The sequence below is a fragment of the Acidovorax sp. GW101-3H11 genome, from assembly GCF_001633105.1.
Lineage (GTDB): Bacteria > Pseudomonadota > Gammaproteobacteria > Burkholderiales > Burkholderiaceae_C > Acidovorax.
Genome location: NZ_LUKZ01000009.1, coordinates 1,025,564 through 1,051,910 on the forward strand (window position 1 = coordinate 1,025,564; position 26,347 = coordinate 1,051,910).

Genomic DNA, 26,347 nt, shown 5'->3' on the forward strand with positions numbered 1-26,347 from the left:
AACTCCTTCAGTCCCACACCACGTGCACTTCATGGGGGCCACGCAACTGGGCCCCGGAGATCCGGGGAGCGGGCCTCGCAGGGTCCAGCCGCAGGTTGGGCAATAGATCCAGCACGGCATTGAGCGCCACCTGCATCTCGGTCTTGGCGATGAACTGGCCGATGCACATGTGCGGACCGAAGCCAAAGCCGAACGAGGGCTTGGGCTTGCGGTCGATGTCGAACCGATCGGCCTGCTCGAAGGCCTCCTCATCACGATTGGCCGACATCACGATCGCCTGCACCATCGCGCCCTTCGGGATCTGCGCGCCACCGATCTCCAGATCCTCAGCCGCCTGGCGCACCTTGAATGTCGCGACGGGCTCGAACCGAACCGCTTCGTCGATCGCCTTGCCGACCAGCGCGCGATCATTCCGCACACGCTCGAGCAGTTCCGGCCGCTCCAGCAGCAATACCAGCAGCGACCCGAAGGTGCGCGTGGTGGTCTCACCGGCGGCCGGCAGCAGCGAGCGCACGAAGGTCGAGATCTCATGGTCGTCCAACTGGCGGCCCTCGTACTCAGCGCGAATCAGCCTGCTGATCAAATCCTCCCCCGTCGCGCCTTCGGCCCGCACCTGAACCACCGCTTCCTTGACTGCGTCATAGAGCATCTTGGCGGCCTCCATGGCCGCTCCGCGCGCCCGGGCTGCCTTTTCCGGGTCGACCTGGGGTCCCGCGAGGATGGCCAGGGCCCAGGCGGCGACCTGGTGGATGCGCTCTGGATCATTTTCCGGAAAACCGATCAGCGAATAGATCAGTCGGATGGGAAAGTGCAGCGCGAAGTCCATCAGGTCAGCGCGCTTGCAGGCTACCAGCGGCAGCAGGTATTCATCGCGAATGATGGCGTCCATCTTAGGCTTCCACCGGGTGACCACGTCGGGCATGAAGACCGGTTGCAGCAGTGCCCGTGCCCGGCGGTGCTCCTCTCCGTCCATCCCTGTCAGGATCAAGCCGTCAAAAAAAGCGCCCAGGCCTTCCGCGATGAAGCCACTGGTAAAGCGGGTCGGATCCCGAAGCACCGCCATCACGTCACGGTACTTGAAGACCGTGAACGTCGGACGGTTCGCATCTTGGCCCGCGATATTGGGCACACCGAGCCCGGCCATGAAGTTTTCCGCCACCACGGGGGAATTTCGGCGCATGGCGGCGTAGACCGCATGGAGATCGACGTCGGATCCGCGGTAGTTGTCCGCGACCCCCGCAAATGCCCGTTCGAGGGATGAAGTTCTGGTGCTGGTCATCGCAGGTTTCCTTCGCAAACTTTGCATCGCGCTCGGTGATTTATAGACATTTTTTCGAATTGTGCATCATTTAACACATATCAAATAACTCGTAAACCCGTGAAGGCACATAGTAAACACCTATGTCACTTCGATCAACATATGATCACAATCAAAAAAAGTGTTCAATTATTTCATGAGCAACCATTCCTCAAGCCCGCCTCTCTCTGAGGCTCGCCGTCCAAAGGCCCAAGGAGTCGGCGAAAGCACTGGCCGTGTGGCCGGAGCGGCGAGGCAGGTTGACAGAACCCTCTCGGATGGCCAATACCTCGATGAATGCGCTGTAGGCCGCCCGATCATGGACGCGCATCTGCCTCCGATCGACCCCATAAAGGATCAACATCCCTTGGGTGATCACCGCCGCCGGGTGGCGCGGGAGCGGCGCGAGCGCATGCGCGAACGCCTGATTGCGGCCACCATGGACGCCTACCGCAAGAACGCGGGAAAACGCCGCCCCGTGATCGATGACGTGATCCGTGCGGCCAATGTCTCCCGCGGCACTTTCTATAAATACTTCGACACGCTGGACGAAGTTCTTGCGGAGATCGGCCGCACCACAGCGAGCGAAATGCTGCAGAGTTTCGAACGCCTGTTCGAGCCCCTGGATGACGGCGCAGTGATGCTCGCCACGGGCCCGTTGATGGCGCTGGCCCGTGCGGCGATGGATCCTGCCCACGGCGCCATAGTTTCGCATGCGGACTTGGTCGATCGCATCAACGGCGACGATCCGCGCCGCCAATTGGCTTTCCGCAGCCTGAACTATGGACGCGAGCAAGGCGTCTTCCAGTTCGACTCGATCGAGGCCGCCTTCGATCTGGTGATAGGCACCAGTGTCGAAGGGGCTCGGCGCATCTCCCGTACGGGACAGCTCAATGGGGCCTGCATCCGCGAGACCGTGGTCATGATCCTGCTCGGCCTGGGCATGAAGCTCCCGGCGGCCAGGATCGCCGTGGCCATCGCCTGGCAGCGGCTCCAGGATGCGTCCGAACACTTGCATTGGTGGAAGCCAGTCGCGCCCGCCTAAGCCCGCCCTCTTCTTTTCCAGGAATCTGTATGAGCACTACACCTCTCTATGACGCCATCGTCATCGGCGCAGGCCACAACGGGCTGGCCAGCGCCTGCTATCTCGCCGCCGAGGGCCGCAAGGTCATCGTCGTCGAATCCCTCGGCAAGGTCGGTGGCATGGCCTCCTCCGGCTATCTGATACCCGAAGCCCCAAATCATCTGGTGCACCCCTGCGCCCTCGATCTGATGTCTCTGCGCGTGCATCCCATGATGCCGCAGGAGCTCCAGTTGGAGCGCCACGGCTTTCGTCAGACCGAAATGGAGCCTGGCTATGTCTATCTGCATCCGGATGGCAACTCACTCGTATTCGGCCGCAGCGCGGAGCAGACCGCCGCTGAGATCCGCCGTTTCAGCACGGCAGACGCCACGGAGTTCCTGGCCCTGATGCAACTGGTAAACACCTTCATCGACTTGGCGATCCCCATGATGCGGGTCGATCCCGCGCAGATGAACCTAGGAGCGAAATGGCAGGCGCTCAAGGTGCTGATCAAGAACCGGCACCTCAGGCCGGAACTCATGGGCTTGATGAAAAGCCCCGCCTACACCTCCATCATGGAACGGTTCGAGCACCCGGTCACGCAATCCGCCCTGTGCTGCCTGCTGGGTGCCGCCGGCCCTATCACAGGCGAGGGTACCGGGGTCTATTTCGCGCTGCTGGGTTTCATCCAGCGCTTCGGCCTGGGCCGCGCCGTGGGAGGCATGCAGACTCTGTCTGACGCCCTGGCGGCCCGCCTGACGGAACTGGGGGGCGAGATTCGGCTCAATGCTCCTGCTGCTGAGATCGTGGCCCGTGGCGGTCAAACCCAGGGCGTCCGGCTTGCCAGCGGCGAAGTGCTCGAGTCACGCAGCGTTGTCGCGGCGGTGCACCCCAAGATTGCCCTGAATATGGTGACACCTGGCGCCATAGAACGCCGCTACCTGACGCGGGTCGATCTGGCGCCAGCCAATGCCCACGGCGGCTCGCCCATGAAGATCGACGTCGCACTTCGCGGCCAGGTTCGCGCCAGCCGCCACGAAGCCTTGCGCGCCGACGGACTGAGTCTTCGCAAGAGCGTGCTGCTGATCGGCACCGTGGAAGCGGTGCTCGACAACTTCAAATGCGCAGCGCGTGGCGATGTCTCCCGACTGCCCTATCTGTGGGCCACGGCACCGAGTGCCGTGGACCCCACGCAGGCCCCCGAAGGCCAGGACATCGCCTACCTGTATCCGATCGCCATGCCCCTCGAACCACGCGAAGGATGGGATGCCATCCGTGCCCCGGTGACACAAATGGTCATCGACCAAACGGACGCGTACCTGCCAGGGCTCAAGTCACAGGAGATTGGCCGCCGCGCCGAAGCAGCACCCGACTTCGCCAGTCGGCTGAATGTTCCCAACGGCTGCGTGGTGCACATCGACACCGGTGCCTCGCGCACAGGGCTCATGCGGCCGGCCTTCGGGCTCGGCGGCGACACGTTGCCGGTGAAGGGGCTGTTCTTCGGCGGCGCCGGCATCCATCCCGGCGGTGGCATCAATGGGCTGCCGGGCCGCATAGCCGCTGGCCGCGTGAAACGCTATCTGAAGTAAGTCCGTTATCCCCACTTTCCCATATCCATCCCTAAAGGAGACGCTCCATGAATACCACGACCAAAACCACCACCGAGAACGCCCAGAAGCTCGAAGCGGCCTATGCCAGCGTGTCCGACCTCTATCGCGGCAAAACGGACGACCTGTATGCCGCCTGCCGCGAGATGCGCAAGACCACACGCGTCTACGAAGGCGACTTCATTGCCAAGTTCCTTGGGGTTCCGACCAACGCCGGGTTGCAGACCCGTCCGACCTACGCCGTGTTCCAGTATCAAGACGTGATGAATGTGCTCAAAGACGCCAACACCTTCACCAGCGGATTCATCCTCGAAGGCATGGGCAAGGTGTGGGATGGCCTGATGATCCTGGGCATGGACGGCGAGGCCCACCGCAAGGTGCGCGCCCTGCTGCAGCCGGCGTTCATGCCGGAGAACGTGAACAAGTGGCGCCCGAAGATCGACCGCGTCGCGCGCGAGGATTTCATCATGCCTCTGCTGCCCGACAAGAAAGCCGACCTCATGGAAATGGGCCTGAACTTTCCGGTGCGTGCCATGTATGCCCTCGTAGGCTTCCCGGAAGACAACCCCGATCAGTACAACCAATATGCAGTCTGGGCGCTATCGATGCTGGCGGCCAACCAGCTTGACAAAGCCAAGGCCGAGGAAGGCCGCCGAGTCGCCGCCATTGCGGTCAAGAGCCTGTACGACGCGCTCATGGAGCAGGTCCAGCGGCGCCGCGCCGAAGGTGCAACGGGCGATGACCTCATTACCCGCCTGATGAACGCCGAATACGAGGGCCACAAGCTCGACGACCACGAGGTCGCGACCTTCGCCCGCTCGCTGCTGCCCGCTGCCGGTGAGACCACCACACGAACCTTCAGTGCGGCGATGACGTTCCTGCTGACCATCCCCGGCCTGCTCGACCGCGTGCGCAACGACCGCAATCTGGTGCCCAAGCTGATCGACGAAGCCGTGCGTTTCGAGCCCTCCTCCACGTTCAAGGTGCGCGAGACTTCCGCCGACGTACAGATCGGTGACGTGACGATCCCCAAGGGCTCCTTCGTCCAGTGCATGGTCGCCTCGGCCAACCGCGACGAAAGCGCCTTCGAGAATCCCGACGTGTTCGACATCGATCGACGCCAGAAGCCGTCGTTCGGCTTCGGCTTTGGCCCGCACATGTGCATTGGCCAGTTCGTGGCCAAGCTCGAACTGAACTGCGCGATCAACGGGATTCTGGACCTCATGCCCAACGTGCGGCTCGACCCCGAGCAACCCGCGCCCAAAATCGAAGGCGCCCATCTGCGCGGGGCCAAGAGCGTGCACGTCATCTGGGATTGATCAGGAAGGCCCCTCCGATCATGCGAACCTTCGATACGATCCCCGAGCGCTCCGACTTCGCCTACCAATGCCTGGTCGGCCCGCAAAAGGTCAGCGGCGCCAGGCTGGCTGATCTGCGCGACCACTTCGGCCTCAAGCTCACCAAGCACATGCCGTTTGGCAGCGTGCGCGACGATGAAGGCCACATCTACTCGGTGGTGCGGGCTCTCAACGCGCCGGACAGCACGCCCAACCCCACCAAGTTCATCTACCAGAGCACCCGCCTGGATGGCCAGAACATCCGCATCGACAAGGAAAAGATCGCCCCCAGAGCGCTCACCCTGTTTCCCGCACGCGGGCTCGATGGCGACACCGCCTGGTGGTCCAGCCATCCAGAGGATCCCGGTCAGCCCTGGCGGCTGACCGCCTCTGGCACCGGGTTCAGTTGGCGGGAAGAAGGCTTGCTCGACCTCACCGGCCAACTCATCGGCAATGGCATGCAGTGGTATTTGCCCGGGGTGGACTGGGGCACCTTCTACGTCGCACAGCTCTACGACGTGCAGGGCACCTGCGAGGGCAGAAAGGTCAAGGGCATGATTTCCCTGGACCAGGCCTGGATGGCGGAAGGCGGCGCCATCCACATGCACAAGGACCTGGTCGTCAACAACAAGATGCATGTCATCTGGTGGAACTTTGCCACGATCTACAAGGACGGGAGCTGGGATGTCGGCTCCTTCCTGGTCGGCCACGACAAACTGGGCTACGCCATTGTCCAGAACGAAAAGGGCGAAGTTCGCTGCACCACGGATATCGAAGGCACGGTACGCCATGAAAAGGACGGCTGGTTCGCCGAGGACGCGCGCATCATCCTGGAAGGCAAAGAGGAATGGGAGTTCCTGCCCGACCCCAAAGGCCGGATGCTCGACTTCGTGGGCGGTTTTCCCATCACAGCCCAGCAGGAAGGGCGATGGCGCCGGGTAGGCGATACGCGCGAGCCCGACCGCTGGATGGCCTGGGGCGAAAGCGACAAGCGCAATGGCACGGCACGCAACGTCCGTGGCACCGAAATCTGAACTGGAGACCATGTCATGGACAAAACCACCATCGAACACTTCCTGCACGCCCAGGTGCGGGCCTGGAACGCCGGCGACAAGGAAGGCTTCTTCGCTGCCTACCGCTCCGTAGCCCCGAGAGCCTACAAATCGAGTATGTCGGTCGAGGTCCTGCGGCCGAAGGCTGGACGATCCTGGAAGGCATGTGGGCGCAGCAAAATTCCAAGATCGAGATCGAAGAAGTGGCCCTGATCATCAATGGGAGCGAGGTCGCATGCCACAACCGGAACAAGGTGCGGGGCAATTCGCTGACCATCGAGACCATCGAGCTATACCACTTCGACAATGGCAGGCTGACCGTGCGCTATTTCATTCACCAGCCTTGAAGCAGTGAAAGATGCCCTGCACCCGACCCGAAAGCCTTGGCAAGCGCGCTCCGCAGCTCTGCCACCATCGCTGAACGAGCAACTCCACAGCCGGTGCTTGAGCCCCTGCGAGGCAGACCGTTAGCCGCGCGTGACGGTTGCCCGCTGGGCCTATAGCGAAAGTGCTCTGCCGAAACTGCAGATCCCGGAAATCATTGCGATCTCATCCCGTTTCCATGGGCTGCCGACATGAGTGCTGCCTTCACAAAGATAAATCACCATGCATCAGATCCCTTCAGAACAGATCAAGCGCTTCATGAGCGGCCAGGTCCGCTGCTGGAACAACCACGACAAGGCCGGCCTGCTGGCCCTGTACCGCGAAGCGGCCCCAGACCTCCTCGACATCGAATACGTGGGCCGCACGCAGCAGGCCGATGGTTGGCTCGTCATCGAAGAGATGTACGACAAGCACAACCACCAGTTCCGCCTAGAGGTCGTGAGCACCATCATCAACGGCAACGAGGCCGCTGTGCACCACCGCAACTGCATCCTCGGCACGAACCAGGTGATCGAGAGCATCGAGACCTACCGGTTCGGTCCCGGCAGCCTGCACGTGCGCTACTTCCTCAAGCCTCCGGAGGATGCCGTCGTGAACCTGGAACAGTTCCGCGGCTTCGCCGCCACCCCGTCGCAGGACACCCCATGAGCAAGCCCGCGCTTCCCGGCCCCCACGTGGGCCGCTTCAAGGACCAGGTTGCCATCGTCACCGGTGGCGCTTCCGGCATCGGCGAGGCCACCTGCCGTCGCCTCGTCGCCGAAGGCGCCACCGTGGTCGTGGCCGACGTCAACGCCGAACGGGCCGCAGCGCTGGCTTCGGAGCTGGGCCCACGTGCCAGTGCGCAGGTCTTCGACGCCGCAGACGTGCGAAGCATCGAGCGACTCGTTCAGGGCACGGTCGAGCGCTTCGGGCGACTGGACGTGCTGCATAACAATGCCGCATTGAGTTCTCCGGCCATCCATGCCAAGGACAAGAACGCCATCGACATCGAATTCGAGGTCTGGGATCAGGTCATGGCCGTGAACCTGCGCGGCTACCTGGCGGGTTGCAAGTACGCGCTGCCGACCATGATCGCCCAAGGCGGTGGCGCGATCGTGAACACCGCGTCGACCGGCGGCTTCTCGGGTGACATCACGCGCATGGCCTACAGCGTGTCGAAGGCAGCCATCATCGGCCTGACCCGCCAGATTGCCACCCACCATGGCGCCCAGGGCGTGCGCTGCAATGCCGTCGCGCCCGGCCTGGTGCTCACTCCCGGCACGCGTGGCGCGGCCGCGAGCGTGATCGACGTAATGCAGCGCCACCTGCTGGTGCCCGAGTTCGGCGAGCCCGAGGACATCGCAGCGCTGGTGTGTTTCCTGGCCTCAGGCGAGGCGCGCTACATCAACGGGCAGACGTACATCGCCGACGGCGGCATGCTGGCGCACAACCCGACCATGGCCGACCTCGTCGATATGGCCAAGTCCAGGAAGAGCAGTTGAACCACGTGAACCTCTTCCATAGCGGCTGGCGCAAGGCGTTGGACAAATCGGCCTGATGCCACACACCCCCGCCGACTCGCTGCTCGCCCCGTTCCGAGGGTCGGGCTTCCGTTACCTGTGGCTGGCCTGGCTGTCCGGCAACATGACCATGTGGATGCACGAGGTAACCGCCGCCTGGCGCATGGCCCAGCTCACCGACAGTCCCGCGTGGGTGGCCTGGGTACAGGCGGCCGGCACCTTGCCGCTGTTCGTGCTGGGCCTGGCCAGCGGCGCGCTGGCCGACCTGCTCAACCGCAGGCGTTTCCTCGCCGTGGCGCAAGCCTGGATCGCCGTTGTGGCGGCCGTGCTGGCGGTGCTCGCAGGCATCGATGCCCTGACCCCAGGAACGCTGTTGCTGCTGTGCCTGCTCAATGGCGTTGGACTGGCGTTGCGGTTTCCGGTGTTCTCGGCCCTAGTGCCGGACCTGGTGGAGCGGCGCCTGCTTGCCTCTGCCCTGACCCTCAACGCCCTGGCCATCAACCTGACGCGGGTGCTGGGCCCTATCGTCGCGGGCATCGTCCTGGCCTGGCAGGGAACGGCGATGGTGTTCGCACTCAACGCCGTGCTGTCCATATTGGCCGGCGTACTGATCTGGCGCGCTCCCATTGCCCCCCATGTTCCCTCCGCCGAACGCCCGCGCCTGCTGCAGGCCATGCGCGATGGCGTGAGCCATGCCCGGACCTCTCCCATACTGCGGGCGGTGCTGTTCCGCGCTTTCATCTTCTTCACCCAGGCCGTAGCGCTGGTGGCCTTGCTGCCCCTGGTCGCCAAGGACATCGGCGCCAACGAAACCACCTACACCACCCTGCTGGCCTCCATGGGCGCGGGGGCCGTGCTCGCCGCCATGGCCCTGCCCCGCCTCCCGGCACTGGCGGCGCGCAACCGGATCATCGATGGGGGCGTGTGGCTGCACGCGCTGGCCACGCTGGGCGCAGTTTGGGCGCCCAGCGCGTGGACGCTCGCGCCAGCGCTCGCCCTGTCCGGTGCGGTCTGGCTGTGTGTGGCCAACACGCTCACCATGTGCGCGCAATTGGCATTGCCGGCCACCTTGCGCGCAAGGGGCATGGCGATCTACCAGATGAGCATCATGGGCGGCAGCGCGGCGGGGGCCATTCTGTGGGGCACCATCGCGGAACGCACCTCGGTGGGTGCATCCCTGGCGGCATCGGCGATTGCCAGCCTGCTGCTACTGCTGTGGACCCGTGGCGCCAGCCTGGAAGAGCGCGCCCGTCACTGAGCTTGCGGCCCCAGGGTGCCAGCAGTCACGCCGTCCTTGAATGCAAACACCTCGACGCCGACCGCTTCGCAGTCGGGGTAGACATCGGGTTTCTCGGTCGAGACGCGTGCTGCCAGTACCTGGGGATGCGCGAGCAGCGCGCGCAGCAGATCATCCGCCAGCGTCTCCTGAAGCTGTATATGCCCGCGGCCCACGCGCTCCCGAACCGCCTCACGCACGAAATCGTAGTCCACGACCTCCCCCAGATCGTCATCCACCGGTGTGCTGCACGCCAGGGGAACGTACAGATCCACATTGATACGCACACGCTGCGGATGACCCTGCTCGAAGGCATGCGCCCCGATGTTGATGTCCACCACATGGTTGCGCAGGAAAAGGCGGCGACACCGCGCCAATGCAGGAGTCAGAAGGGTGTTGGACATTTCAGCGGGCTCCCATCTCGCGTGCCAGGAACATCACGTCGCGCGGCTGGCGAGTCAGGTGCTGGCCTCCATCGACAAGGATGGTGGAGCCTGTCGAAGCCGGGAATGTCAGCAGGAAGCGGACCGCGTCGGCGATATCCTCCGGCGGGGAGCTTCGCCCCAGCGGATTGAGCCGTTGGCCCAACTCGAACTCCCGCTCGTTCATCGGCCCGGACAGCAGGGCGAGCCCCGGGGCCACACCTCCTACGCGCAAGCGCGGCGCCATGGCCATGGCCAACATTTTTGTGGCTGCTTCCAGCGCCGCCTTGGACAGGGTGTAGGAAAAATAGTCAGGGTTCGGGTTCCACAGCTTCTGGTCGAGCAGATTCACCACGCACCCTGTCCTCCCGGTATCCAGCAGATGCTGGTATAAGGCCTGCGCCAGCAAGATGGCGGGCGCGGTGTTGGCCTTCCAGTGAAGCTCCATCGCCGCCAATCCGCAGGTCTCGGCGTTGTCGTACTCGAAAACGGACGCATTGTTCACCACGGCATCGATGCGGCCGAATCGCCTCACCACCTCGGGCACCAGCGCTCGGCAACCGGTCTCATCGCTCAAGTCGGCGTAGAGCGCTTCCGCTTGTCCTTCACTGCGGCGCAGTTCCCTGAGCGTGTCCTGAGCTTCCTCCGACGAGTGCCGGTAGGTGATCGCCACGTTCCATCCAGCCGCAGCCAGATCAAGCGCGATCACGCGTCCAATGCGGCGAGCACCGCCGGTAACAAGCACGACAGAACGGGACATCGGTTCAGGCTCTCAATAAAAAATACCAGGCAGAAAAGCGGCGGGCCGCCGTACCGCGGCTCAGCGATCCAGCGCCAAGGACCGGCGCCGCGCAGGGCGATCGGCGCGGGCCAGATAGGCCTCGATGACCGGGCAGCCGCCCAGCAGCGGGCGCGCAGTCTCGAACAAGCTCATGAACAGGATGTCCGCAGCGGTGAAACGCTGCCCGAGCAGGTAGGGGCCGCGTGACAGCGTGTGCCGGATGTGCTGCATCATTGATTGATTCAGGCCGCGCATCGCCGGATCCTGCGCCAGCAGGCCCTTCCCCTCCATGTAGACCAGGGGTTCGGTCAAACCCACCTGATAGAAGAGCCAGGTGAGATAGGCTCCACGCAACGCATGCCCCGCCGGCACGCCGACCTCGGCCTCGGGATGCAGATCGGTCAGGTAAAGCGCAATGGCAGCCGTCTCGGATACCAAGTGGCCATCGTGCTCCAGCGCGGGCGTGAACCCATGCGGGTGCGGATTGCGCGGATCGGCTTCACTGCCATCGTTGCGCGGGTATTTCACCACCACGACCTCCCGTTCCATGCCCAATTCCTCCAGCAGCCACAGAATGCGCGCCGAATTGGAGCCGGGTGCGTGATACAGCTTCAGCATCATGTGTCCTTGTAGCGAGATAGGCGATGTGATCGACGCCCGTGCAAAACCGCGTCATCGTTCTTTATCAGTCGTGCCTGGCCTGGGTCGGCAACCCAAAAGCAGCCCAGGCACCCGCGGAGAGCGCCGCACCGGTCATCCAGAACACCGGGGCAACACCCAGCGCGGCGCCGGCGGCGCCAAAACCCAAGGGCATCACCAAGGTGGAGAAATGGATGACGGTGGACCGCAGGCCAAGGGCCTCGCCTTGGCGCTCCGGCGGTGCAAAGGTGTGCAGGCTGGACATGACAGCGGGCTGGATGGCCCCCAGTCCCAGGCCTATGGTGCCGGCGCAAGCCGCCATGGCCCACGTGCTGTCCAACCAGGGATAGAGCAGGAAAACCGATGCCGTCAAGGTCAGCGCACCGGTCATCACCCACCGGGGCTGGAGACGCTCCGCCAAAAAGGGGATCGCCAGCCGCACGGCCGCTGAGGTGACGGCGTAGCTGGCCAGCACCGTGCCGATGGCCGATGCGCTCAAGCCCCGCTCGTGACCCAGGATCGGCAACGCAAAAGCGTGTGCATCCCAGCAGGCGGCAATCAGCCAATTGATGAAGAACAGTCGCCGAAGATCGCGGTCGCCCAGCAGGTCCCAAGCCTTCGGGGGAGTATCGGTCCGTTTCGCGGGCGCCCGAGGCGCCTCGGCAGGGACTCGGGTGGTGGCGAGCAGCGTCCCCAGAGGCAGCAGAGCCAGTCCGACGAAAGCCGCGCGATAGCTCACATGGTCGATCAGCATGCCCGCCAGGACCGGGCCCATGAAAGTCGCGATGGACGGCGCGAGTGCCACCCAGCTGAAGATCCGCAGGCGTTCCGCCTCGCCCCGGGCCAGCCGGCCTGCCGTGCGCTGCAGTGAAATCATGCCCACCGCAGAGCCCGCCCCCACCAGGGCCGCGGCGCCTCCCAGAGCCCAGACATGGGACGCCGAAGCGGCAAGAGCGGCCCCCGCCAGCGCCAGCAAGGCACCAATGCGCGTTCCCAGGTGGTACCCCCGACGATCCACCAGGCGCCCGGCAGGAATGGCGAGCACAAAGGGGAAGGCGGCAAACAGCGCCATCAACAACCCGATCACGGCAGGGCCCCGCGATTCGCTCACCGCCAACAAGGGGACGGTCATGCGCATGCCGTTGAGGCAGCCATGCAATCCGACCTGCGCGGCGACCAGCGTCAGCAGCGTCCATCCGAAACTGAAACGCCCGCTGCGCGCCATGGAATCAACCGAGGGCATCCTCGATGGCCGCGATCAGCCTTGCATCATCGGGTGCCACGTCGGGAGCGAAACGGGCCACCACGGCCCCATCACGGCCAATCAGGAATTTCTCGAAATTCCACATCACATCGGTATCTGCCTTGGGCAGCAGTTGATGCTTGGACAAGGTGTCGCGCAGCCGTGGATCGCCGGACGCGACGGCATGAGGCTGCGCAGCGATCAGGGCGGCATAGAGCGGGTGTCTGGGCTCACTGTTGATCCGCAATTTGGTGAAAAGCGGAAAGCTCACGCGGTAGTTGATGTCGCAGAAGTCGCGGATCTCGTCCTCGCTTCCCGGCTCCTGGCCCGCAAAATCGTTGCAGGGAAATCCCAGCACGTGCAGGCCACGGTCGCGAAAGCGGTCGTACAGGGACTGCAGGCCGGCGTACTGCGGGGTCAGCCCGCATTGGGAAGCCACGTTGACGACCAGCATCACCTGTCCCTTGAAGGGGGCGAGGCTCGTATCGGAGCCGTTCAGGGCCTGAAGGGGAATGTCGAAGATCGATGTGCTCACGGTGATACCTCCTGGTAGGCTTGTTGAACCAAAGTCATGCGGCCGCCCGCCAGCATCAAAGCGCAGAACATCTGCAGTTCAACGCTCTCGGCGGTCGAAAAGTGCTCGGCCAACGCTGTGAAATGCCCTTCTCCAATGGCATGCGCATCGGCTGCGAACAGCTCGGCATACGCCAGCGCGGCCCGCTCGGCGGGCGAAAAGTGGGCGCTGCCGATCTGCTGGCAATTGAGGGCTTCCAGGTCTTGCGCGTCCACGCGGTCGCTCTTGCGCGCCAGCTGGCAGGCTTGGCACTGCGTGATGCTGGCGATGCGCAGCCGCACCAGTTCCCGCAGCCGCCCGTCCAGCACGCCGCGGCTGTGGAACTGGTCCAGCAGCGCCAGCCATGCCAGCGCGGCCTGCGGCCGGTGGGCCCAGACCTGCACCGGCACGGTGGAACTGAGCATGCGTGTCTCGACGCCCCGCCGCACGGCCTCGCGCAGTTGCGCCGGAAAATCGGCCAGCGGCACCAGCGGCAGGCGCGCCACGGTCACAGCCGCTCGATGAGGGTGGCGGTCCCCATGCCGCCGGCGCAGCAGATCGCCTGCAGCGCATAACGTCCGCCCCGACGCTCCAGCTCGTGCAGCATCGACGTCATGATGCGCGCTCCGCTCGCCCCCAAGGGGTGCCCCAGCGCGATGGCACCGCCGTTGACGTTCAAACGCTCGGAAGACACGCCCAGCTCTTTCATCCAGACCAGGGGAACCGAGGCAAACGCCTCGTTGATCTCGAAGAGGTCGATGTCGTCCAGTGTGAGCCCCGCCTGCGCCAGCACTTTGCGGGTGGCCGCGACCGGCCCGGTCAGCATCAGCGTGGGATCGGAGCCCACCGTGGTCATGGCGAGAATGCGCGCGCGGGGCTTGAGGCCCAGCGACCGGGCCTTGACCGAAGACATCAGCAGCAAACCCGCCGCCCCATCCGAGATCTGCGAAGAGTTCCCGGCAGTCAGGCGACCGTCCGCGCGGAAGCTGGTTTTGAGGGTCGCCAGCTTCTCGACGGCCGTACCGGGACGGATCGTTTCGTCCGCGGAGAACAAGTGCGCCTCGCCCTCTGCGCCCTTCTCGCGCACCTGCATCACGGGCACCGGCACGATTTCTTTCTCGAAATGGCCGGCAGAGGCAGCCGCGCAAGCGCGCCGATGGCTTTCCACGGCGAACGCATCGAGGTCTTCCCGGCCCAGCTCCCACTGGTCGCACAAGCGCTCGGCCGCTTCACCCTGGCTCGTCATTTCGTAGCGCTCGGCGACCATCCAGCCAAAGGCCTCCCCATGGATGCTGCGGTTGCTGCCCATGGGCACCCGGCTCATGTTCTCGGCACCGCCGGCCACGACCACCTCGGCCGACCCGAACGCAATCAGGCCCGCGGCCACGTGCACGGCCTCTTCACCCGAACCGCATTTGCGGTCGATCGTCAGGCCAGGAATCGTGCAGGGCCAGCCGGCCCCTAGCAGTGACGTGCGCGCGATATTGGCCGACTGCTCACCGACCTGGGTGACGCAGCCGAAGATGACGTCGTCCACCAATTCCGGCTCAAGCCCCGAACGGGTAATGAGCTCGTCCAGGACGACGGCACCCAGGTGATCGGCGCGCACGGGCGCCAGGCTGCCTTTGAATTTTCCGACGGGCGTGCGAACCGCGCCGACGATCACCACATCCGGGCGACTCACAGAACGCTCGCTTTCAGGCCGGAGCCAGGAATGCGCTGGCCTTTTTCGTCGTACTGGTACACGCCCGCGCCGGTCTTGCGCCCATGGCGGCCGGAGGCCACCATCTTGATTATCAGAGGGCAGGGACGGAACTTGTCGCCCAGCGTCGAGTGCAGGTAACGAAGCACCGACAGCCGGGTATCCCATCCGGTCAGGTCTCCGAGTTCGAGGGGCCCCATCGGATGGTTGAAGCCCATGCGCAGCGCTGTGTCGATGTCCTCGGCAGTGGCCACGCCCTCCTGCAGCATCCACATCGCCTCGTTGCCCAGCATGGCCGACATCCGGCTGGTGGTCAGGCCCGGGGACTCGTTGACGATGATCGACGTCTTGCCCAGCGCGTCGCTGTATTCGCGGGTTCTGGCCACGGTCTCGTCGCTGGTGGCGATGCCGCGCACCAGCTCGACCAGCTTCATCTTGTGCACCGGGTTGAAGAAGTGCATGCCCACCACCCGTTCAGGCTGGGGCACGGCCGTGGCGATCTCGGTCACGCTCAGCGCGGAGGTGTTCGTGGCGATGATGGCGTCGGGCAGCATGTGGGCGGCGGCCGTGGCCACCACCTGCTTCTTCACCGCGATGTTCTCGGTGACGGTCTCGACCAGCAGTGCAGCCCCCGCGGATGCGGCAGCGAGATCGGCTTGCGTCGTAAGCCTGGATTTCGCCGCATCGGCCACCGCCGCATCGAGCTTGCCGAGGCGAACCCCGTCGTCCAGGATCTTGGCCACGGCGGAAAGTGCCTTGGCGGCCGCAGCTTCGTTGCTGTCCACCAGCACGGTGACGAAGCCGGAGCTGGCGAAGGCATGGGCGATGCCGGTTCCCATCAGGCCGCCACCGGCGACGACCACCTTGTTTTGCGTAATGCTCATGTACTGTCTCCCTGATTGCTTATTGGGCTGTCGTGACGATGTTGCGCAACAGACCGATGCCGGGAATCTCGGCCTCGACCACGTCACCGGGCTTGAGAAACTTGCCGGAACCCTGCCCCGTGCCGGCCGGCGAGCCGGTGAACATGACATCGCCGCTCTCGAAACGCGAGCGCTCGTCCACGAACTTCACCAGTTCCGCGACATCCCAGGTCATCTCGGCCGTGTCGCCGTCCTGGCGAATTTCCCCATTCACGCGCAGCAGCAGGCGCAGCGACAGCTTTCCCTCGCGCGCAAACTCATCGCGCGTCACGATCCACGGGCCGAGGCCCGTGGTCTGGTCACCGCTCTTGGCCGCAAACAGATCCATTCCGACACCGGGCGGTCCGCTGCGCTGCAGATCGCGCGAGCTCACGTCGTTGCCCACGGTGTATCCCAGCACGCTGGAGATGGGGTCATCGCGGTTGACCGTGTCGCCGATCACGGCCACCAGTTCCACCTCGTGATCCAGCTCCTGCGTCAGGGGCGGGTAGCGCAATGCGTCGTTCGCCCCGATGAGCGCGCCATGGGCCTTCAGGAAGGCGATAGGCTGGCTGTGGCTCTTGATGCCGAAGTCGGCCGCGAGATGCTTGGCGTAGTTGGCCCCAGCGACCACCACCCGGTTGGTCTTCTCGATGGGTGGCAGAAGCCGCACCGAGTCGAGCGCACGCACGGCGCCACGGAAGCGCAGCGCAGCCTCCCCCTCGCCGCGCGTGATAGCCGGACCCCAATCAGAGACCCCGCCCTCGATCGGGCGCAGTTCGTCGCGTTCGGTATCGACCAGCGCCCAGAACGGGGCACCGCCATCGGTGCAGCGTGCGAGCTTCATGCAGCGACTCTGGCAGCAGGTTGGACGGCGGGCTTGCCCAGCTTGGCAGGATCCAGGTGCAGCAGCTCGCACGCATTCTTCCAGCGAATCTTCTGCAGATCGTCGTCCGACAGGCGCAGGCCATCGGTCAGGTCGTGGCGAACGGCGTCGCTGCCGCCGAAGTTACTGCCATACAGAACGCGATCGGCACCAATGATGTCAATCAGTGCCTGGCGCATCGGCACTTCGTGCAATTCGACGTCGAACCAGAAGTTCTTCAGATACTCCTCGACCGGCTTCTTGTTGAACGCCACGTCGAGATTGCGGTTGGTCTGGGCCAGGCGGCCGAGCTGGTACGGGATGTACCCGCCGCCATGGGTGATGTAGACCTTGAGATTGGGGAAGCGATCCAGAACGCCGCCATTGATCAGATACCAAAAGAAGCGCGTCTCGTCGTAGTTCATGCCGACGATGGCCGTGGTTTCGTACTGGTCATGGTCGGCCTGCATGCCCCAGGTGACCGATTGGTTGTAGCCGTGGATGAAGATCGGCAGATCGAGGTCGCACATCGTTTTCCAGACGACGTCGAGCTGCGGCGAATCCGCCTCCAACCCGCCGAAGTTCGCGCCGCCGGCCACCAGGCCCTTCGCGCCGAGTTCGGTGCAGGCGCGGCGGATTTCCTTGGCTGCGTCGTGCGGCGCATTCAGCGGCGCATGGGCCCAGAACATCAAGCGATCCGGCGCGGCCGAGCAGTAGTCGGCAAGGATATCGTTGACCTTGGTGGCGAAGCGCACCGAGAACTCGGGGTCGGCCCAGTACATGTAGCAGTGCGAAGGCACCGACAGCACCTGCGCATTCTGCCCTGCGGCATCCATGCCATTGAGGCGGTTCTTCGGATCCGCCCAACGGGCCATGTATTCCTCGACGCTCGGTCCCTTCCCGGCACGAACCGCTGCCTTGCGTTCGGGCGAGCCCAGGCGCAGCACCCAATGGCCAACGCGAAGCTTGACGTCGCCATCCGGGTGCCGCTCAAAGAACGGCCCCCAAAACGGATGCTGGTTGTAGTACCCCGGTAGCGGGGCATGGGCGTGGAGGTCGATCAGCATGATGATTCTTTCAGGTTCGGGCACGGCCCCAAGGGCCGGTGCAGATGTCGTTCGCGTGCTACTGAAGCAGTGACAGCCGCCAGAAATCCGGCATGCGTTTGCACTGCGTCAATGCGATATTAATCAAAAACAGAGATTCTGTTCAAGTTATCGCAAACACTGAGGCGACGACACAGCCGCTACAGGCACCCTGAAGACTGTCTTGCATGGAGCTCTTTATGTACAAACACCTACTCGTCGCCCTGGACGACACCCCGCTGGGAATGGCAACCGTCACCCAGTCGGTCAGCTTTGCGCGGGCACTGGGGGCCCGGATCACCTTTTTCCACGCGGCCCCCGATCTGGCCGCCACCGGCGAAGGCTCCATGCTGCATTCGCTCGACCGCCAAGCCTTCACCGCCGAAAGCGACATGCCCCGACATGCGGTGCTGCTCAAGGCGGCCACGGCCGCGAGGATCGGCGGCGTCGAATGCTCGACGGATGCGCTCGTCAGCGACCATCCGGCCCAGGCCATTCTCGAAGCGGCGCAACGGCACGCCTGCGATCTGCTCTTCGTGAGTTCCCACGGCCGCGTGCCTGGCTTGCGGGGTTGGCTGCACAGCAGCGTGACCCGCCAGCTGCTGCAAATCGCCAACCTTCCCGTGCATGTGGCCAGCATCGAGTCGAATGACGAGCAGGCCGACGCGAACCGCGCGCTCGCCATCGTGGCGGGAGAACATCGTTCCATCGCTGCGGTACTCACCGGCCTGCAGCAATTGGATCGCGCAGGGCGTATCGATGGCACGATTCCCGACGTGGCGCTGATGCGGCAAATGGCTGACTACCTGCGCCAGTTTCCGACGAGGCTGCACCACCCCAAGGAAGAGGCCTTCATCTTCCGCCTGCTCCGGCAGCGCACGAGCGAACACAATGCAGTGCTGGACGAACTGGAACGGCAGCATGTGCTGGAAAACACCTTGATCGATGCCTTGTTCACCGCCCTCGCCCGTCACGGGCATGGAGATGCAGACGCCGCGGAAGCAGTCACCGCTGCCGTCCAGCGCCTGAGCGGCGCGGTCTGGGAGCACATGTCCCTGGAGGAGACCGTCATTTTCCCGGCTGCACGCCGGCATCTGACCAGCGCCGACTGGTCAGTTGTCTACAAAGCCTTTTCCGCGCACCACGACCCCCTTTTCAGCCACTCCCCCGAGATGCCGATGAGGCAATTGTTCGCGCGCATCGCTACCGCCCTGCAATAGGGTGACGGGTGCATGCCACTGCCGCAGGAGACAATTCACCGCCTAGCGCGGGGGGGTGCACCTGTGGCCAGGGCCTCCACCATTCGGCCAATGCGCCGGGGCAACGTCTTGCGATCAGCATCCCCCGGCACCAGTTGCTCGCTCAACACATAGCGGATCAGGAGTTCGCATACCAGTTCCCGATCCACCTTGACGCCAAAACGAGCCTCCCAGGCATCGAAAACAGAGCCGAGAACGTCCTGGAACCGGACCACCGAATCGTGGAAGATGCGGCGAAAGAAACCAAGGGCGTATTCCGGTGCGGCGACCAGCAACCGGCGCGCGCGGCCATGCTCCAAGTAGTGGTCCAGGTAGCGAATCAACGCGTCGAAGCGCTCGTCGGGGTCCTGGTAGGGTTGGACGGCCTCTGCCAAGGTGACATGGAACTGCTCGCGTTTGTGACGGGCAAACGCATCCAGCAGTTCATCCTGAGACGCGAAATAGCGATAGAACGTGCCGCGGGAAATACCCGCCTCGCGGCAGACATCGAGTATCGAGATCCGCTCGGCGCCAGATTTCAGCACGATGTTCTCGGTGACCATCAGGATGTTCGCAATCGTTTGCTCGGAACGCCGGTTGCTGCGCCCACGGCGTACGCCAACCGGCCCTGTCTCTGCGGCCACCGGGCTCTTCTTCTCCACCATGGCGACAGCCGCCGCAGGTTTCTGCACAACAGGCGCCGCAACGCCACGATCCACCACCCTGCGACGGGGCTTGCCAACCGCTTTCGATGCGACTGCGGCTTGCTTGTTCGTGCTCTTGAGGGTCATTTCCATGCTTTCTGAGGTTCAGTGAGAGATTCGGCGCTTGGCGATGCGGCCAAGGGTTTACCAGCACGCGCGGTGAAAAATCTAAATATAGAATTCTCATCTTTATCTAGAATTTTTTGCATCCTTGGGTGTGGCTTGGAGCGTTTTGCATGGCAGGAATCGGCAATCCCGACACGTGGTCCCTCGGTCAACAAGATACGGTCATTGCGGCGCTCGAACGCGCGGTAGCCAAACATTCCGACCGGGCGTTGCTCGACTTCTCGGGTGAACTCCATACCTACGGCGAAGTGGATCGCCAGTCGACCCGTTTGGCCCATGCGTTCGCGGCGCTGGGCGTGCAACCCGGCCAGACGGTCGTGACGATGCTCGACAACAACATCGATGCCGTGCTGTGCTGGTTCGCCATCAATAAGCTCTGCGCCGTCAGCGTACCCATCAACACCGCGCTCAAGGGTGAATTCCTGCGCCACCAGATTGCCGATGCTGGCGCGGCGCTCGTGGTCTGCGAGGCTGCGTATGCCGAACGCATCGCGGCGGTTTCGGACGGGTTGCCGGACGTGCAGCAGGTCCTGACCCGGGGAACGCCCGGCGACAGGCAGTGCGGCACCCTGCCCCTGGCCTCGCTCGACGAACACCGCGGCAGCGATGACAGCGCGTTCGAGCGCAAACCCCAGCCCTGGGAACTGGCCTGCCTCATCTACACCTCGGGCACGACCGGACCGTCCAAGGGCTGCATGATCAGCTACAACTACATGTGCAATCTGGCGCGTCTGCAACTGCGCGCCGGGCCGGCCAACGAAAACGACGTCACGATCACGCCCCTGCCGCTGTTCCACATGAACGCCATGTGCGTGGGCGTGCTGGCATCGATTCTGGTCGGCGCCCGCGTCGCTTTCGTTCCGCGTTTTTCGGTGTCGAACTTCTGGCCCGAAGTGGAGCGCAGCGGTGCCACCATCGCCTCCATCCTGGGCAGCATGGGGGCGATGCTGGCCAACGCGCCGGATACCGAGGCCGGGCGGCGCTGCAAGGGGCAGATCCATACAGTGCGGGGCAATCCGTTCACGGAGGAAGTCAAATCCATCTGGCGCGAACGCTTCGGCGCGAAACAGGTGGGCGGCAACGGCTATGGCCTCACCGAAGCGGCAGTGATCACTTCGCTGGCCGGTGGCGAGTATGCCGCACCCGGTTCGTCTGGAAAGCGCATTCCCGATTTCGACGTGCGCATCGTGGACGACCTCGACCGGGAAGTGCCGACCGGGACTTCTGGCGAAATCGTGGTGCGGCCGCTGCGCCCGGACATCATGTTCATGGGCTACTGGCGCAGGCCGGAAGACACGCTGAAGATCATGCGCAACCTCTGGCTGCACACCGGGGATATTGGCAAGTTCGACGAGCAAGGCTTTTTCTATTTCGTTGATCGCAAGAAAGACTACCTGCGCAGACGCGGCGAAAACATCTCCAGCTTCGAGATGGAGGCTGCCTTCGCCCGCCACCCGGCCCTGGCCGAAGTCGCCGTGCACGCCGTCCCGTCCGACAAGGGGGAAGACGACGTCAAGGTGACCGCCATGCTGCGCCCTGGCATGGCGCTGGCGCCCGAGGATCTTTTCCAGTGGGCCATCGACGCCGTCCCCTACTACGCCCTGCCGCGTTACATCGAATTCCGCGACAGCCTTCCCAAGAACCCCCAGGGGCGGGTTCTGAAGTATGAACTGCGCGACCAAGGTTGCACACCGGCCACCTGGGACCAGGAAACCAGCGGCATACAGGTCACCAAGCGCTGAAGCCTGTCTCCGGTGCATCAGTATTCGCGCACCGGCACATGGGCCGGGCGCGAGTTGTAGCCTGGCAAATGCAGCCCACCGTCCACGTGCATGGTGATTCCAGTCACGAACCGCGCCATCTCCGAGCCCAGAAAGACGGCCACTGGCCCGATATCCAGTTCCGGATCACCCGAGCGACCCATGGGCCGGGCGGCGGCCGAGCGCTCGGCGAAACCGGGGATTTCGGCGGCCAGCTTATGGAATGTCGCCCCCATGGCTGTCGGTGCAATGGCGTTGCAAGTGATGTTGAACCGGCCCCATTCGGCCGCCGCGCTGCGCGTCAGTCCGACGACACCGGATTTGCCCGTGTTGTAGTCGGCATGCTGCCAGGCTCCGATGTCCACGTCGATCGACGTGAAATTGATGATGCGCCCACCACCGCGCGCACGCATGTGCGGCAAGGCAGCGCGCATGGCCCACCAGGACGCCCAGACGGTAGATGTCAGCGTACGCTCCAGCATCGCATCCGTCTTGTCCTCCAGCAACACGTTCTCGGATGGGACGAAGGCATTGTTGATGAGAATGTCGAGCCCGCCAAAGCTATCCGCTGCGGCCTGAATAGCGGCTTCCACGCTGTCCTTGCGGAGCACGTCGGTGGGCACGAACAGGGCGCGCGCGCCCATCTGCTGGAGTTCGGCCTCGGCCTCGGCGCCGGTCACGGGATCGAGCTCGGCAATCAGTACCGCAGCGCCTTCTCGCGCATAGCAGCGTGCAATGCCGCGTCCGATACCACCGCCCGCTCCGGTGATCAGCGCCACCTTGTCTTTCAGCAAGCCCATTGAATCTCCTTATATTAGACAGAATTCTTTTTATCGTACACTTTAAGACACTTCGTGTCAGCCGGAAAAATCAGGCTTCGCGCGTTGCCAGCCGACGGCAGAGGCCCCGAAAGAAAGTACCCATGCCTGTATTCCGACGCCGCATTCTGATCGCAACCGATCCCGTGGAAGCCGGCTTTCGCTGCCGGGCCGCGCTGGAGGATGACTTCCATCATTTCCGGGTCGAACTCGTCGTCCGGGATGGGCTCATCGCCTTCGTGCGTGGCGAAGCTCCTCGCCACCCTTACAGCCTGTGTCCTTCGGCGGCTGGCCAACTCCAACAGCTGGTCGGCACTCCCCCTGCGACAAGCGCTCACGGCGTGATGCGCCAAGTCGATCCCAGCGAGCAATGCACCCACATGCTGGAACTCAGCGGCCTGGCCGCGGCCGCCGCGTCCCGGGCCTTGCCGCGACGCCGTTATGACATCGAGGTGCCACTGAGAATCGAAGGACGCACATACGCGACCCTCGATCGCGACGGCATCCGGCTGCTGGCCTGGGATATCCAGGACCTGGACATCGTAGGGCCTCCCCCTTACGAAGGCATCGGGTTGCGCCAGGGCATGGCGCGCTGGGCGTTTGCCCACCTGACCGAAGACATGGCCGAAGCAGCACTGGTATTGCGGCGATGTGCCGTGATTTCCATGGGGAAGAATCGTCCCCTCGATGCACAGCGCCATGCCAGAACGACCGGGGCCTGCTATGCGCAGCAGCCTGGAAGAGCCCCTCTGGCTTTGCGCCAAGTGGGCTCGACCTGGAATTTCACGTGGCAGCCCGGCCAGCTATGCCGCGATGACCAGGAATGGCTCGCGTTCAAGGCTTGAAGGCAAGCGCGAGGTCAAAGGAAGATGGCCAGATTCGGCGTACCCAGCACGGCCTGGTCCAGCAGGATCTCGCGCTTGGCCAGCTTGAACCCCTCGCCATCAGCCCGCAGGATGTCCCTGCGTTCCGCGCTGATCAGGTCGTATTCATCGAAGTTGAACCGGCTGCGCGTCACTAGCAGATAGCTGCGCACACTGTATTCCTGGGGCTTGTCCGTCTCTTCGACCAGAACGTTGGTCACGAGTCGGCGCGTGCGCGATGGTGGATCTTCCGCCCAGGCGCTCTTGGTGCCGGTAAGGCGCACGATGCGCCCCATCACGGAGCGCCAATCGTCGTGGTAGTGCTGCATGGTGCGCACCACCGATGCCGCCTGCTGGTTGACCGGCCGTGTTTCCCTCAAGGGAGCGGAGTAGATCAGGTCTTGCGCGAGCAGGGCGCCCCATTCCTTGAGGCGGATTTCGTCAAGCAGGCGCGCCTCGACGTACAGAAATTGAAGGATCTGGTTGTAAACCGGCGATCCGATAGGCACCAGGGCGCCTTGGGCTTCACTCATGGGAGTCTCCGAGATTGGATGGTATCGAGTTGCAAGGAAGGATCAGACCGCGTCGCCCATGAGCTGGCGCCAGTACAACCACCAGTGCCACTGCGTGTCGTCCTTGGTGAAGCCTTCGTTGACGATGCCCGGGCCGGGCCAGCCTTTGGGCGCCCCGGTTTCATAGACAGCCTGGTACTTCAGGGTCATCTTCTTGCCCTGCGCGCCCTTGGCGGCCAGGGTCATGTGCGGCCAGGTGTCGGAGTCGTCCTGCTCCACCATGCCTGATGTGCCAAACAGCTGGATGGTCTGCCTGAGCATCTTGTCGCGCAACTCCTGCGGGGCGTCCTTTTCCGCAAAGATCCAGTTCACGAACTCCAGCTTGTCGGGCCCCTTCGGGACGTAGGCATGCATGGTCATCGAGCCGACCACCGAGCCATCGGCCTGTGGGATGTAGACGAAGCCAAACAGCACGTTCGGGAAGATGCCGCCGACCTGCGGCGGCATGCTGGTCTGCACATGCAGCTGTTCGGGCGTGAGGTTGCGCTTGAGCTGCTCGACCATCTCCTTCGTCATGCCGGCTGGCGGGAGCGCATTGAGCTTTTCGTCCACGCTCAGCACGTCGGGATCGAGCCCGGTCATGCGGCGAATCTTCCGCCCCAGGTCGATGCATCGCAACGCGTGCCCGTGCGGCGAACTGACTTCCACCCCGTACATCTCTGGGCTCAGGTCGCCACCGCTGCCCTCCCCTTCGCCCTTCTTGGAATAGTTGCCGACCTCGCCAAGCCAGCGGTGCAGGGTCAGCGTGTGGTAGCCGTCGGCGGCAGACTGCTCCCCTGCTGCCTTCCAGTTGGCACGCACCGTGAAGCGCTGCGGCGGCCCCAGCACTTCCATGCCTTTGTCGGTGCGCTTGAAAAGGATGTCGTAGTACCACTTGGCGTCGCCAAGGAATTCCTCGAACGAGGGGCCATCGATGTTCCAGGTTGCAAAGATCAGCCCGCCATACAAGGTGACCCGGGCCTTCTTCAACCCCAGTTCCTCCTTGCTCATCATCTTGCCGTGCATCGTCTCCTTCTCGACCGGCGCGCCGAGAAAGGCTCCGTTCGGACGGAAAGCCCAGCCATGGTAGATGCAGGTGTGGATCTGCGTGTTGCCCGCATCCAGGGTCGAAACCCGCATGCCCCGGTGCGTGCACAGGTTGAGAAGCACGTGAACCTCGCCCGACTTATCGCGCGTGACCAGCACCGAGTCGGAACCCATGTCGCGAGTGACGAAGTCCCCCGAGTTGGGAATCTCGGACTCATGGCCGAGGAAAACCCAGATCTTGCCGAAGATCCGCTCCATCTCCAGCTCGTAGAGCTCGGGGTCCGAGAGCGCGCGCATCTGCACCTCCCGTGTGTTCACATTGACCAGATCAACGACCTTGGTTCCATCGGAAAGCGTGGGGGGGGTGGGGCTTAGCATGCGCGTCTCCTTCATCTGTTTGGGCAGCTGTGGGGACGAAATATAAACAACCTAGCAAAGTCTGTACATATAAAGCCCGTTCCAGTGGCCCAAATGCGGCCAAAAACCAGGGTTAACACTAGGTTCGCGCATACCCTCCCAGCCTGGCATCCGCGCCATCCTTCTGGTTCGTGCCGAATTCCGATCAGGCCTTGAGAGAAGCGGTGATCTTGGCATGTGGCCCCGCCACCTGGCTTGCCCAGGCGTCCGGCATCTGGTCGAAGCGATACCCGACATGGTCAAAGGTGATGCGATGCTCGTGCGCCATCCGCAGGAGCCGGCGCCAGGTGGCCTCGCGATCGCTGGCCGAGCGCTGCCCCGTACCCACGCAACTGAGCGTGCGGAACAGCAGGTCGGCGATATCGAGCTTCACTTCGCGCCCGCCCCCCGTGCCGACGGTGAGGATGCGCGCGCCCCAGCGCGTGGCCTTCAGCGCCGCGAGCATGGGCGCACCGCATACGCCGTCGAGAACCACGTCGAACCCCTCGCCCGCCACGGCCTTCAGGGCCACGGCATCGTCGGTGCCGCCCAGGGCCACCACCGCGTCGGCCAGGCCCCGCGCGCGCAAGCGCTCCAGGGCGGCCGCATCGCGGGCCGCCCCCACCACACGGCCAGCGCCCAGAATGCGCGCGAGCTGCAGGGCGAGCTGCCCGAGCGTTCCCGTGGCCCCCAAGATCAGCACGGTTTCGCCAGGCTGGATGCGGGCCTGTTCCAGCGGCAGCAGTGCGCCGGTGCCCGCGATGCCCATGGTGATGGCCAGCGCATCGTCGACATCGTCGGGAACGTCCCACACCTCTTCGGTAGGTACCAAGGTGCGTTCGGCCCAGGCCCCGAAGGGCGCCACCGAGCGCTCGCCGAAATAGACCCGGCGCCCGTCCGGGGCGTGGCCTACCCCCTCGCCCCGAATCACGCACGGGAATTGCACGCCCAGGCGGTAGGCCCCCAGAACATCCCAGCCTCCCAGCCCCGCGGTATCGACCTTGATCAAGGTCGCGCCCTCGCGAGCCTGTGGTTCGGGAAAGTCCTGCAGAACCGGCGGCAGTCCGCGCTCGGCAATCACGGCCGCCCGCATCATGCAGCCCCCAGATCGTAGAGATGGCTCATCTGATGCTCCCA

27 protein-coding genes are annotated in these 26,347 nt (G+C 64.0%); 11 read left to right on the plus strand and 16 right to left on the minus strand.

The window, feature by feature from the left end; all coding sequences use genetic code 11:
* Window positions 1-7 precede the first annotated feature (7 nt).
* A complete protein-coding gene (locus tag A1D30_RS10685; protein WP_063460652.1) occupies window positions 8-1,279 on the minus strand; it encodes a cytochrome P450 in 1,272 nt (423 codons plus the stop codon).
* Between the two features lie 337 nt (window positions 1,280-1,616).
* On the opposite strand from A1D30_RS10685, the gene A1D30_RS10690 reads away from it, so the two are divergent.
* The 8 genes from A1D30_RS10690 (at window position 1,617) to A1D30_RS10725 (ending at window position 9,497) form a co-directional block, all read left to right on the plus strand.
* Entirely contained in the window at window positions 1,617-2,342 is a 726-nt protein-coding gene (locus tag A1D30_RS10690; RefSeq protein ID WP_063460653.1) for a TetR family transcriptional regulator, read from the plus strand.
* Window positions 2,343-2,371: 29 nt separating this feature from the next.
* Window positions 2,372-3,949 (plus strand): NAD(P)/FAD-dependent oxidoreductase, encoded by a 1,578-nt coding sequence (locus tag A1D30_RS10695; protein ID WP_060987160.1) that lies wholly within the window; start codon window positions 2,372-2,374, stop codon window positions 3,947-3,949.
* Between the two features lie 47 nt (window positions 3,950-3,996).
* Entirely contained in the window at window positions 3,997-5,286 is a 1,290-nt protein-coding gene (locus A1D30_RS10700) for a cytochrome P450 (protein ID WP_060987161.1), read from the plus strand.
* A gap of 20 nt (window positions 5,287-5,306) precedes the next feature.
* Entirely contained in the window at window positions 5,307-6,338 is a 1,032-nt protein-coding gene (locus tag A1D30_RS10705) for a hypothetical protein (RefSeq protein WP_060987162.1), read from the plus strand.
* A 182-nt stretch (window positions 6,339-6,520) separates the two neighbouring features.
* Window positions 6,521-6,703, plus strand: coding sequence for a hypothetical protein (locus tag A1D30_RS26415; RefSeq protein WP_242421849.1), 183 nt, complete (start codon window positions 6,521-6,523; stop codon window positions 6,701-6,703).
* Window positions 6,704-6,962: 259 nt separating this feature from the next.
* Complete coding sequence (locus tag A1D30_RS10715) at window positions 6,963-7,388, plus strand: hypothetical protein (protein WP_063460654.1); 426 nt, start codon at window positions 6,963-6,965, stop codon at window positions 7,386-7,388.
* Window positions 7,385-8,221 carry an SDR family NAD(P)-dependent oxidoreductase gene (locus tag A1D30_RS10720; RefSeq protein WP_063460655.1) on the plus strand — a complete coding sequence of 279 codons (837 nt, stop codon included), beginning with the start codon at window positions 7,385-7,387 and terminating at the stop codon, window positions 8,219-8,221. The genes A1D30_RS10715 and A1D30_RS10720 overlap by 4 nt, the downstream gene beginning before the upstream one ends.
* Window positions 8,222-8,276: 55 nt before the next feature.
* Complete coding sequence (locus A1D30_RS10725) at window positions 8,277-9,497, plus strand: MFS transporter (protein WP_063460656.1); 1,221 nt, start codon at window positions 8,277-8,279, stop codon at window positions 9,495-9,497.
* Here the strand turns inward: A1D30_RS10725 and A1D30_RS10730 are convergent.
* From A1D30_RS10730 to A1D30_RS10775, 10 genes are all read right to left on the minus strand, one after another.
* Entirely contained in the window at window positions 9,491-9,919 is a 429-nt protein-coding gene (locus A1D30_RS10730; protein ID WP_060987166.1) for a dihydroneopterin aldolase, read from the minus strand. The two genes, A1D30_RS10725 and A1D30_RS10730, sit on opposite strands and share 7 nt — an antisense overlap.
* 1 nt (window position 9,920) lies before the next feature.
* A complete protein-coding gene (locus A1D30_RS10735; RefSeq protein ID WP_060987167.1) occupies window positions 9,921-10,697 on the minus strand; it encodes an SDR family oxidoreductase in 777 nt (258 codons plus the stop codon).
* Window positions 10,698-10,757: 60 nt separating this feature from the next.
* The gene (locus tag A1D30_RS10740; RefSeq protein WP_063460924.1) at window positions 10,758-11,336 is read right to left on the minus strand and encodes a glutathione S-transferase; all 579 of its coding nucleotides are present in this window, start codon (window positions 11,334-11,336) and stop codon (window positions 10,758-10,760) included.
* 67 nt (window positions 11,337-11,403) lie between these two features.
* Entirely contained in the window at window positions 11,404-12,600 is a 1,197-nt protein-coding gene (locus A1D30_RS10745; RefSeq protein ID WP_242421850.1) for an MFS transporter, read from the minus strand.
* Window positions 12,587-13,135, minus strand: coding sequence for a glutathione peroxidase (locus A1D30_RS10750; RefSeq protein ID WP_063460658.1), 549 nt, complete (start codon window positions 13,133-13,135; stop codon window positions 12,587-12,589). The genes A1D30_RS10745 and A1D30_RS10750 overlap by 14 nt, the downstream gene beginning before the upstream one ends.
* Complete coding sequence (locus tag A1D30_RS10755) at window positions 13,132-13,665, minus strand: carboxymuconolactone decarboxylase family protein (RefSeq protein ID WP_242421851.1); 534 nt, start codon at window positions 13,663-13,665, stop codon at window positions 13,132-13,134. The genes A1D30_RS10750 and A1D30_RS10755 overlap by 4 nt, the downstream gene beginning before the upstream one ends.
* Window positions 13,662-14,837 (minus strand): thiolase family protein, encoded by a 1,176-nt coding sequence (locus A1D30_RS10760; RefSeq protein ID WP_063460659.1) that lies wholly within the window; start codon window positions 14,835-14,837, stop codon window positions 13,662-13,664. Before A1D30_RS10760 ends, A1D30_RS10755 begins: the two co-directional genes overlap by 4 nt.
* Window positions 14,834-15,739: a 3-hydroxyacyl-CoA dehydrogenase gene (locus tag A1D30_RS10765; protein ID WP_063460660.1), complete on the minus strand. Its 906-nt coding sequence runs from the start codon at window positions 15,737-15,739 to the stop codon at window positions 14,834-14,836. Before A1D30_RS10765 ends, A1D30_RS10760 begins: the two co-directional genes overlap by 4 nt.
* Window positions 15,740-15,758: 19 nt before the next feature.
* Window positions 15,759-16,604, minus strand: coding sequence for a fumarylacetoacetate hydrolase family protein (locus A1D30_RS10770; protein WP_060987171.1), 846 nt, complete (start codon window positions 16,602-16,604; stop codon window positions 15,759-15,761).
* On the minus strand, window positions 16,601-17,689 hold the full coding sequence (locus A1D30_RS10775) for an amidohydrolase family protein (protein ID WP_060987172.1): 1,089 nt from the start codon (window positions 17,687-17,689) through the stop codon (window positions 16,601-16,603). The genes A1D30_RS10770 and A1D30_RS10775 overlap by 4 nt, the downstream gene beginning before the upstream one ends.
* A 218-nt stretch (window positions 17,690-17,907) precedes the next feature.
* On the opposite strand from A1D30_RS10775, the gene A1D30_RS10780 reads away from it, so the two are divergent.
* Window positions 17,908-18,927: a universal stress protein gene (locus tag A1D30_RS10780; protein ID WP_063460926.1), complete on the plus strand. Its 1,020-nt coding sequence runs from the start codon at window positions 17,908-17,910 to the stop codon at window positions 18,925-18,927.
* 35 nt (window positions 18,928-18,962) lie between these two features.
* Here the strand turns inward: A1D30_RS10780 and A1D30_RS10785 are convergent, their stop codons facing one another.
* Window positions 18,963-19,742, minus strand: coding sequence for a TetR/AcrR family transcriptional regulator (locus A1D30_RS10785; RefSeq protein ID WP_199726994.1), 780 nt, complete (start codon window positions 19,740-19,742; stop codon window positions 18,963-18,965).
* Between the two features lie 143 nt (window positions 19,743-19,885).
* Between A1D30_RS10785 and A1D30_RS10790 the strand changes: the two genes are divergently transcribed.
* Window positions 19,886-21,517, plus strand: a complete 1,632-nt coding sequence (locus A1D30_RS10790) for an ATP-dependent acyl-CoA ligase (protein WP_063460661.1) — start codon at window positions 19,886-19,888, stop codon at window positions 21,515-21,517.
* Between the two features lie 17 nt (window positions 21,518-21,534).
* Here A1D30_RS10790 and A1D30_RS10795 read toward each other — a convergent pair whose 3' ends face one another.
* Complete coding sequence (locus A1D30_RS10795; RefSeq protein ID WP_060987175.1) at window positions 21,535-22,335, minus strand: SDR family oxidoreductase; 801 nt, start codon at window positions 22,333-22,335, stop codon at window positions 21,535-21,537.
* Between the two features lie 122 nt (window positions 22,336-22,457).
* Here A1D30_RS10795 and A1D30_RS10800 point away from each other — a divergent pair, with 122 nt between their 5' ends.
* Entirely contained in the window at window positions 22,458-23,198 is a 741-nt protein-coding gene (locus tag A1D30_RS10800; protein ID WP_063460662.1) for a DUF2889 domain-containing protein, read from the plus strand.
* Window positions 23,199-23,212: 14 nt separating this feature from the next.
* Here the strand turns inward: A1D30_RS10800 and A1D30_RS10805 are convergent, their stop codons facing one another.
* The 3 genes from A1D30_RS10805 to A1D30_RS10815 all read right to left on the minus strand — a co-directional run bounded on the left by A1D30_RS10805 (window position 23,213) and on the right by A1D30_RS10815 (window position 26,291).
* Window positions 23,213-23,749, minus strand: coding sequence for a 3-phenylpropionate/cinnamic acid dioxygenase subunit beta (locus tag A1D30_RS10805; RefSeq protein ID WP_063460663.1), 537 nt, complete (start codon window positions 23,747-23,749; stop codon window positions 23,213-23,215).
* 42 nt (window positions 23,750-23,791) lie between these two features.
* Window positions 23,792-25,192: an aromatic ring-hydroxylating dioxygenase subunit alpha gene (locus A1D30_RS10810; protein WP_063460928.1), complete on the minus strand. Its 1,401-nt coding sequence runs from the start codon at window positions 25,190-25,192 to the stop codon at window positions 23,792-23,794.
* Window positions 25,193-25,376: 184 nt separating this feature from the next.
* Window positions 25,377-26,291: a zinc-binding dehydrogenase gene (locus A1D30_RS10815; RefSeq protein ID WP_242421852.1), complete on the minus strand. Its 915-nt coding sequence runs from the start codon at window positions 26,289-26,291 to the stop codon at window positions 25,377-25,379.
* Between the last annotated feature and the right edge of the window lie 56 nt (window positions 26,292-26,347).

What these genes read in the sequence shown, in the direction of transcription:
- A1D30_RS10810 (WP_063460928.1), bottom strand. Translation starts at nt 25,192, where the DNA reads ATGCTAAGCCCCACCCCCCCCACGCTTTCCGATGGAACCAAGGTCGTT.
- A1D30_RS26415 (WP_242421849.1), top strand. Translation starts at nt 6,521, where the DNA reads ATGTGGGCGCAGCAAAATTCCAAGATCGAGATCGAAGAAGTGGCCCTG.
- A1D30_RS10785 (WP_199726994.1), bottom strand. Translation starts at nt 19,742, where the DNA reads ATGGAAATGACCCTCAAGAGCACGAACAAGCAAGCCGCAGTCGCATCG.
- A1D30_RS10745 (WP_242421850.1), bottom strand. Translation starts at nt 12,600, where the DNA reads ATGCCCTCGGTTGATTCCATGGCGCGCAGCGGGCGTTTCAGTTTCGGA.
- A1D30_RS10725 (WP_063460656.1), top strand. Translation starts at nt 8,277, where the DNA reads ATGCCACACACCCCCGCCGACTCGCTGCTCGCCCCGTTCCGAGGGTCG.
- A1D30_RS10800 (WP_063460662.1), top strand. Translation starts at nt 22,458, where the DNA reads ATGCCTGTATTCCGACGCCGCATTCTGATCGCAACCGATCCCGTGGAA.
- A1D30_RS10735 (WP_060987167.1), bottom strand. Translation starts at nt 10,697, where the DNA reads ATGTCCCGTTCTGTCGTGCTTGTTACCGGCGGTGCTCGCCGCATTGGA.
- A1D30_RS10740 (WP_063460924.1), bottom strand. Translation starts at nt 11,336, where the DNA reads ATGCTGAAGCTGTATCACGCACCCGGCTCCAATTCGGCGCGCATTCTG.
- A1D30_RS10770 (WP_060987171.1), bottom strand. Translation starts at nt 16,604, where the DNA reads ATGAAGCTCGCACGCTGCACCGATGGCGGTGCCCCGTTCTGGGCGCTG.
- A1D30_RS10805 (WP_063460663.1), bottom strand. Translation starts at nt 23,749, where the DNA reads ATGAGTGAAGCCCAAGGCGCCCTGGTGCCTATCGGATCGCCGGTTTAC.
- A1D30_RS10765 (WP_063460660.1), bottom strand. Translation starts at nt 15,739, where the DNA reads ATGAGCATTACGCAAAACAAGGTGGTCGTCGCCGGTGGCGGCCTGATG.
- A1D30_RS10695 (WP_060987160.1), top strand. Translation starts at nt 2,372, where the DNA reads ATGAGCACTACACCTCTCTATGACGCCATCGTCATCGGCGCAGGCCAC.
- A1D30_RS10775 (WP_060987172.1), bottom strand. Translation starts at nt 17,689, where the DNA reads ATGCTGATCGACCTCCACGCCCATGCCCCGCTACCGGGGTACTACAAC.
- A1D30_RS10720 (WP_063460655.1), top strand. Translation starts at nt 7,385, where the DNA reads ATGAGCAAGCCCGCGCTTCCCGGCCCCCACGTGGGCCGCTTCAAGGAC.
- A1D30_RS10715 (WP_063460654.1), top strand. Translation starts at nt 6,963, where the DNA reads ATGCATCAGATCCCTTCAGAACAGATCAAGCGCTTCATGAGCGGCCAG.
- A1D30_RS10690 (WP_063460653.1), top strand. Translation starts at nt 1,617, where the DNA reads ATGGACGCGCATCTGCCTCCGATCGACCCCATAAAGGATCAACATCCC.
- A1D30_RS10705 (WP_060987162.1), top strand. Translation starts at nt 5,307, where the DNA reads ATGCGAACCTTCGATACGATCCCCGAGCGCTCCGACTTCGCCTACCAA.
- A1D30_RS10790 (WP_063460661.1), top strand. Translation starts at nt 19,886, where the DNA reads ATGGCAGGAATCGGCAATCCCGACACGTGGTCCCTCGGTCAACAAGAT.
- A1D30_RS10700 (WP_060987161.1), top strand. Translation starts at nt 3,997, where the DNA reads ATGAATACCACGACCAAAACCACCACCGAGAACGCCCAGAAGCTCGAA.
- A1D30_RS10730 (WP_060987166.1), bottom strand. Translation starts at nt 9,919, where the DNA reads ATGTCCAACACCCTTCTGACTCCTGCATTGGCGCGGTGTCGCCGCCTT.
- A1D30_RS10795 (WP_060987175.1), bottom strand. Translation starts at nt 22,335, where the DNA reads ATGGGCTTGCTGAAAGACAAGGTGGCGCTGATCACCGGAGCGGGCGGT.
- A1D30_RS10780 (WP_063460926.1), top strand. Translation starts at nt 17,908, where the DNA reads ATGTACAAACACCTACTCGTCGCCCTGGACGACACCCCGCTGGGAATG.
- A1D30_RS10685 (WP_063460652.1), bottom strand. Translation starts at nt 1,279, where the DNA reads ATGACCAGCACCAGAACTTCATCCCTCGAACGGGCATTTGCGGGGGTC.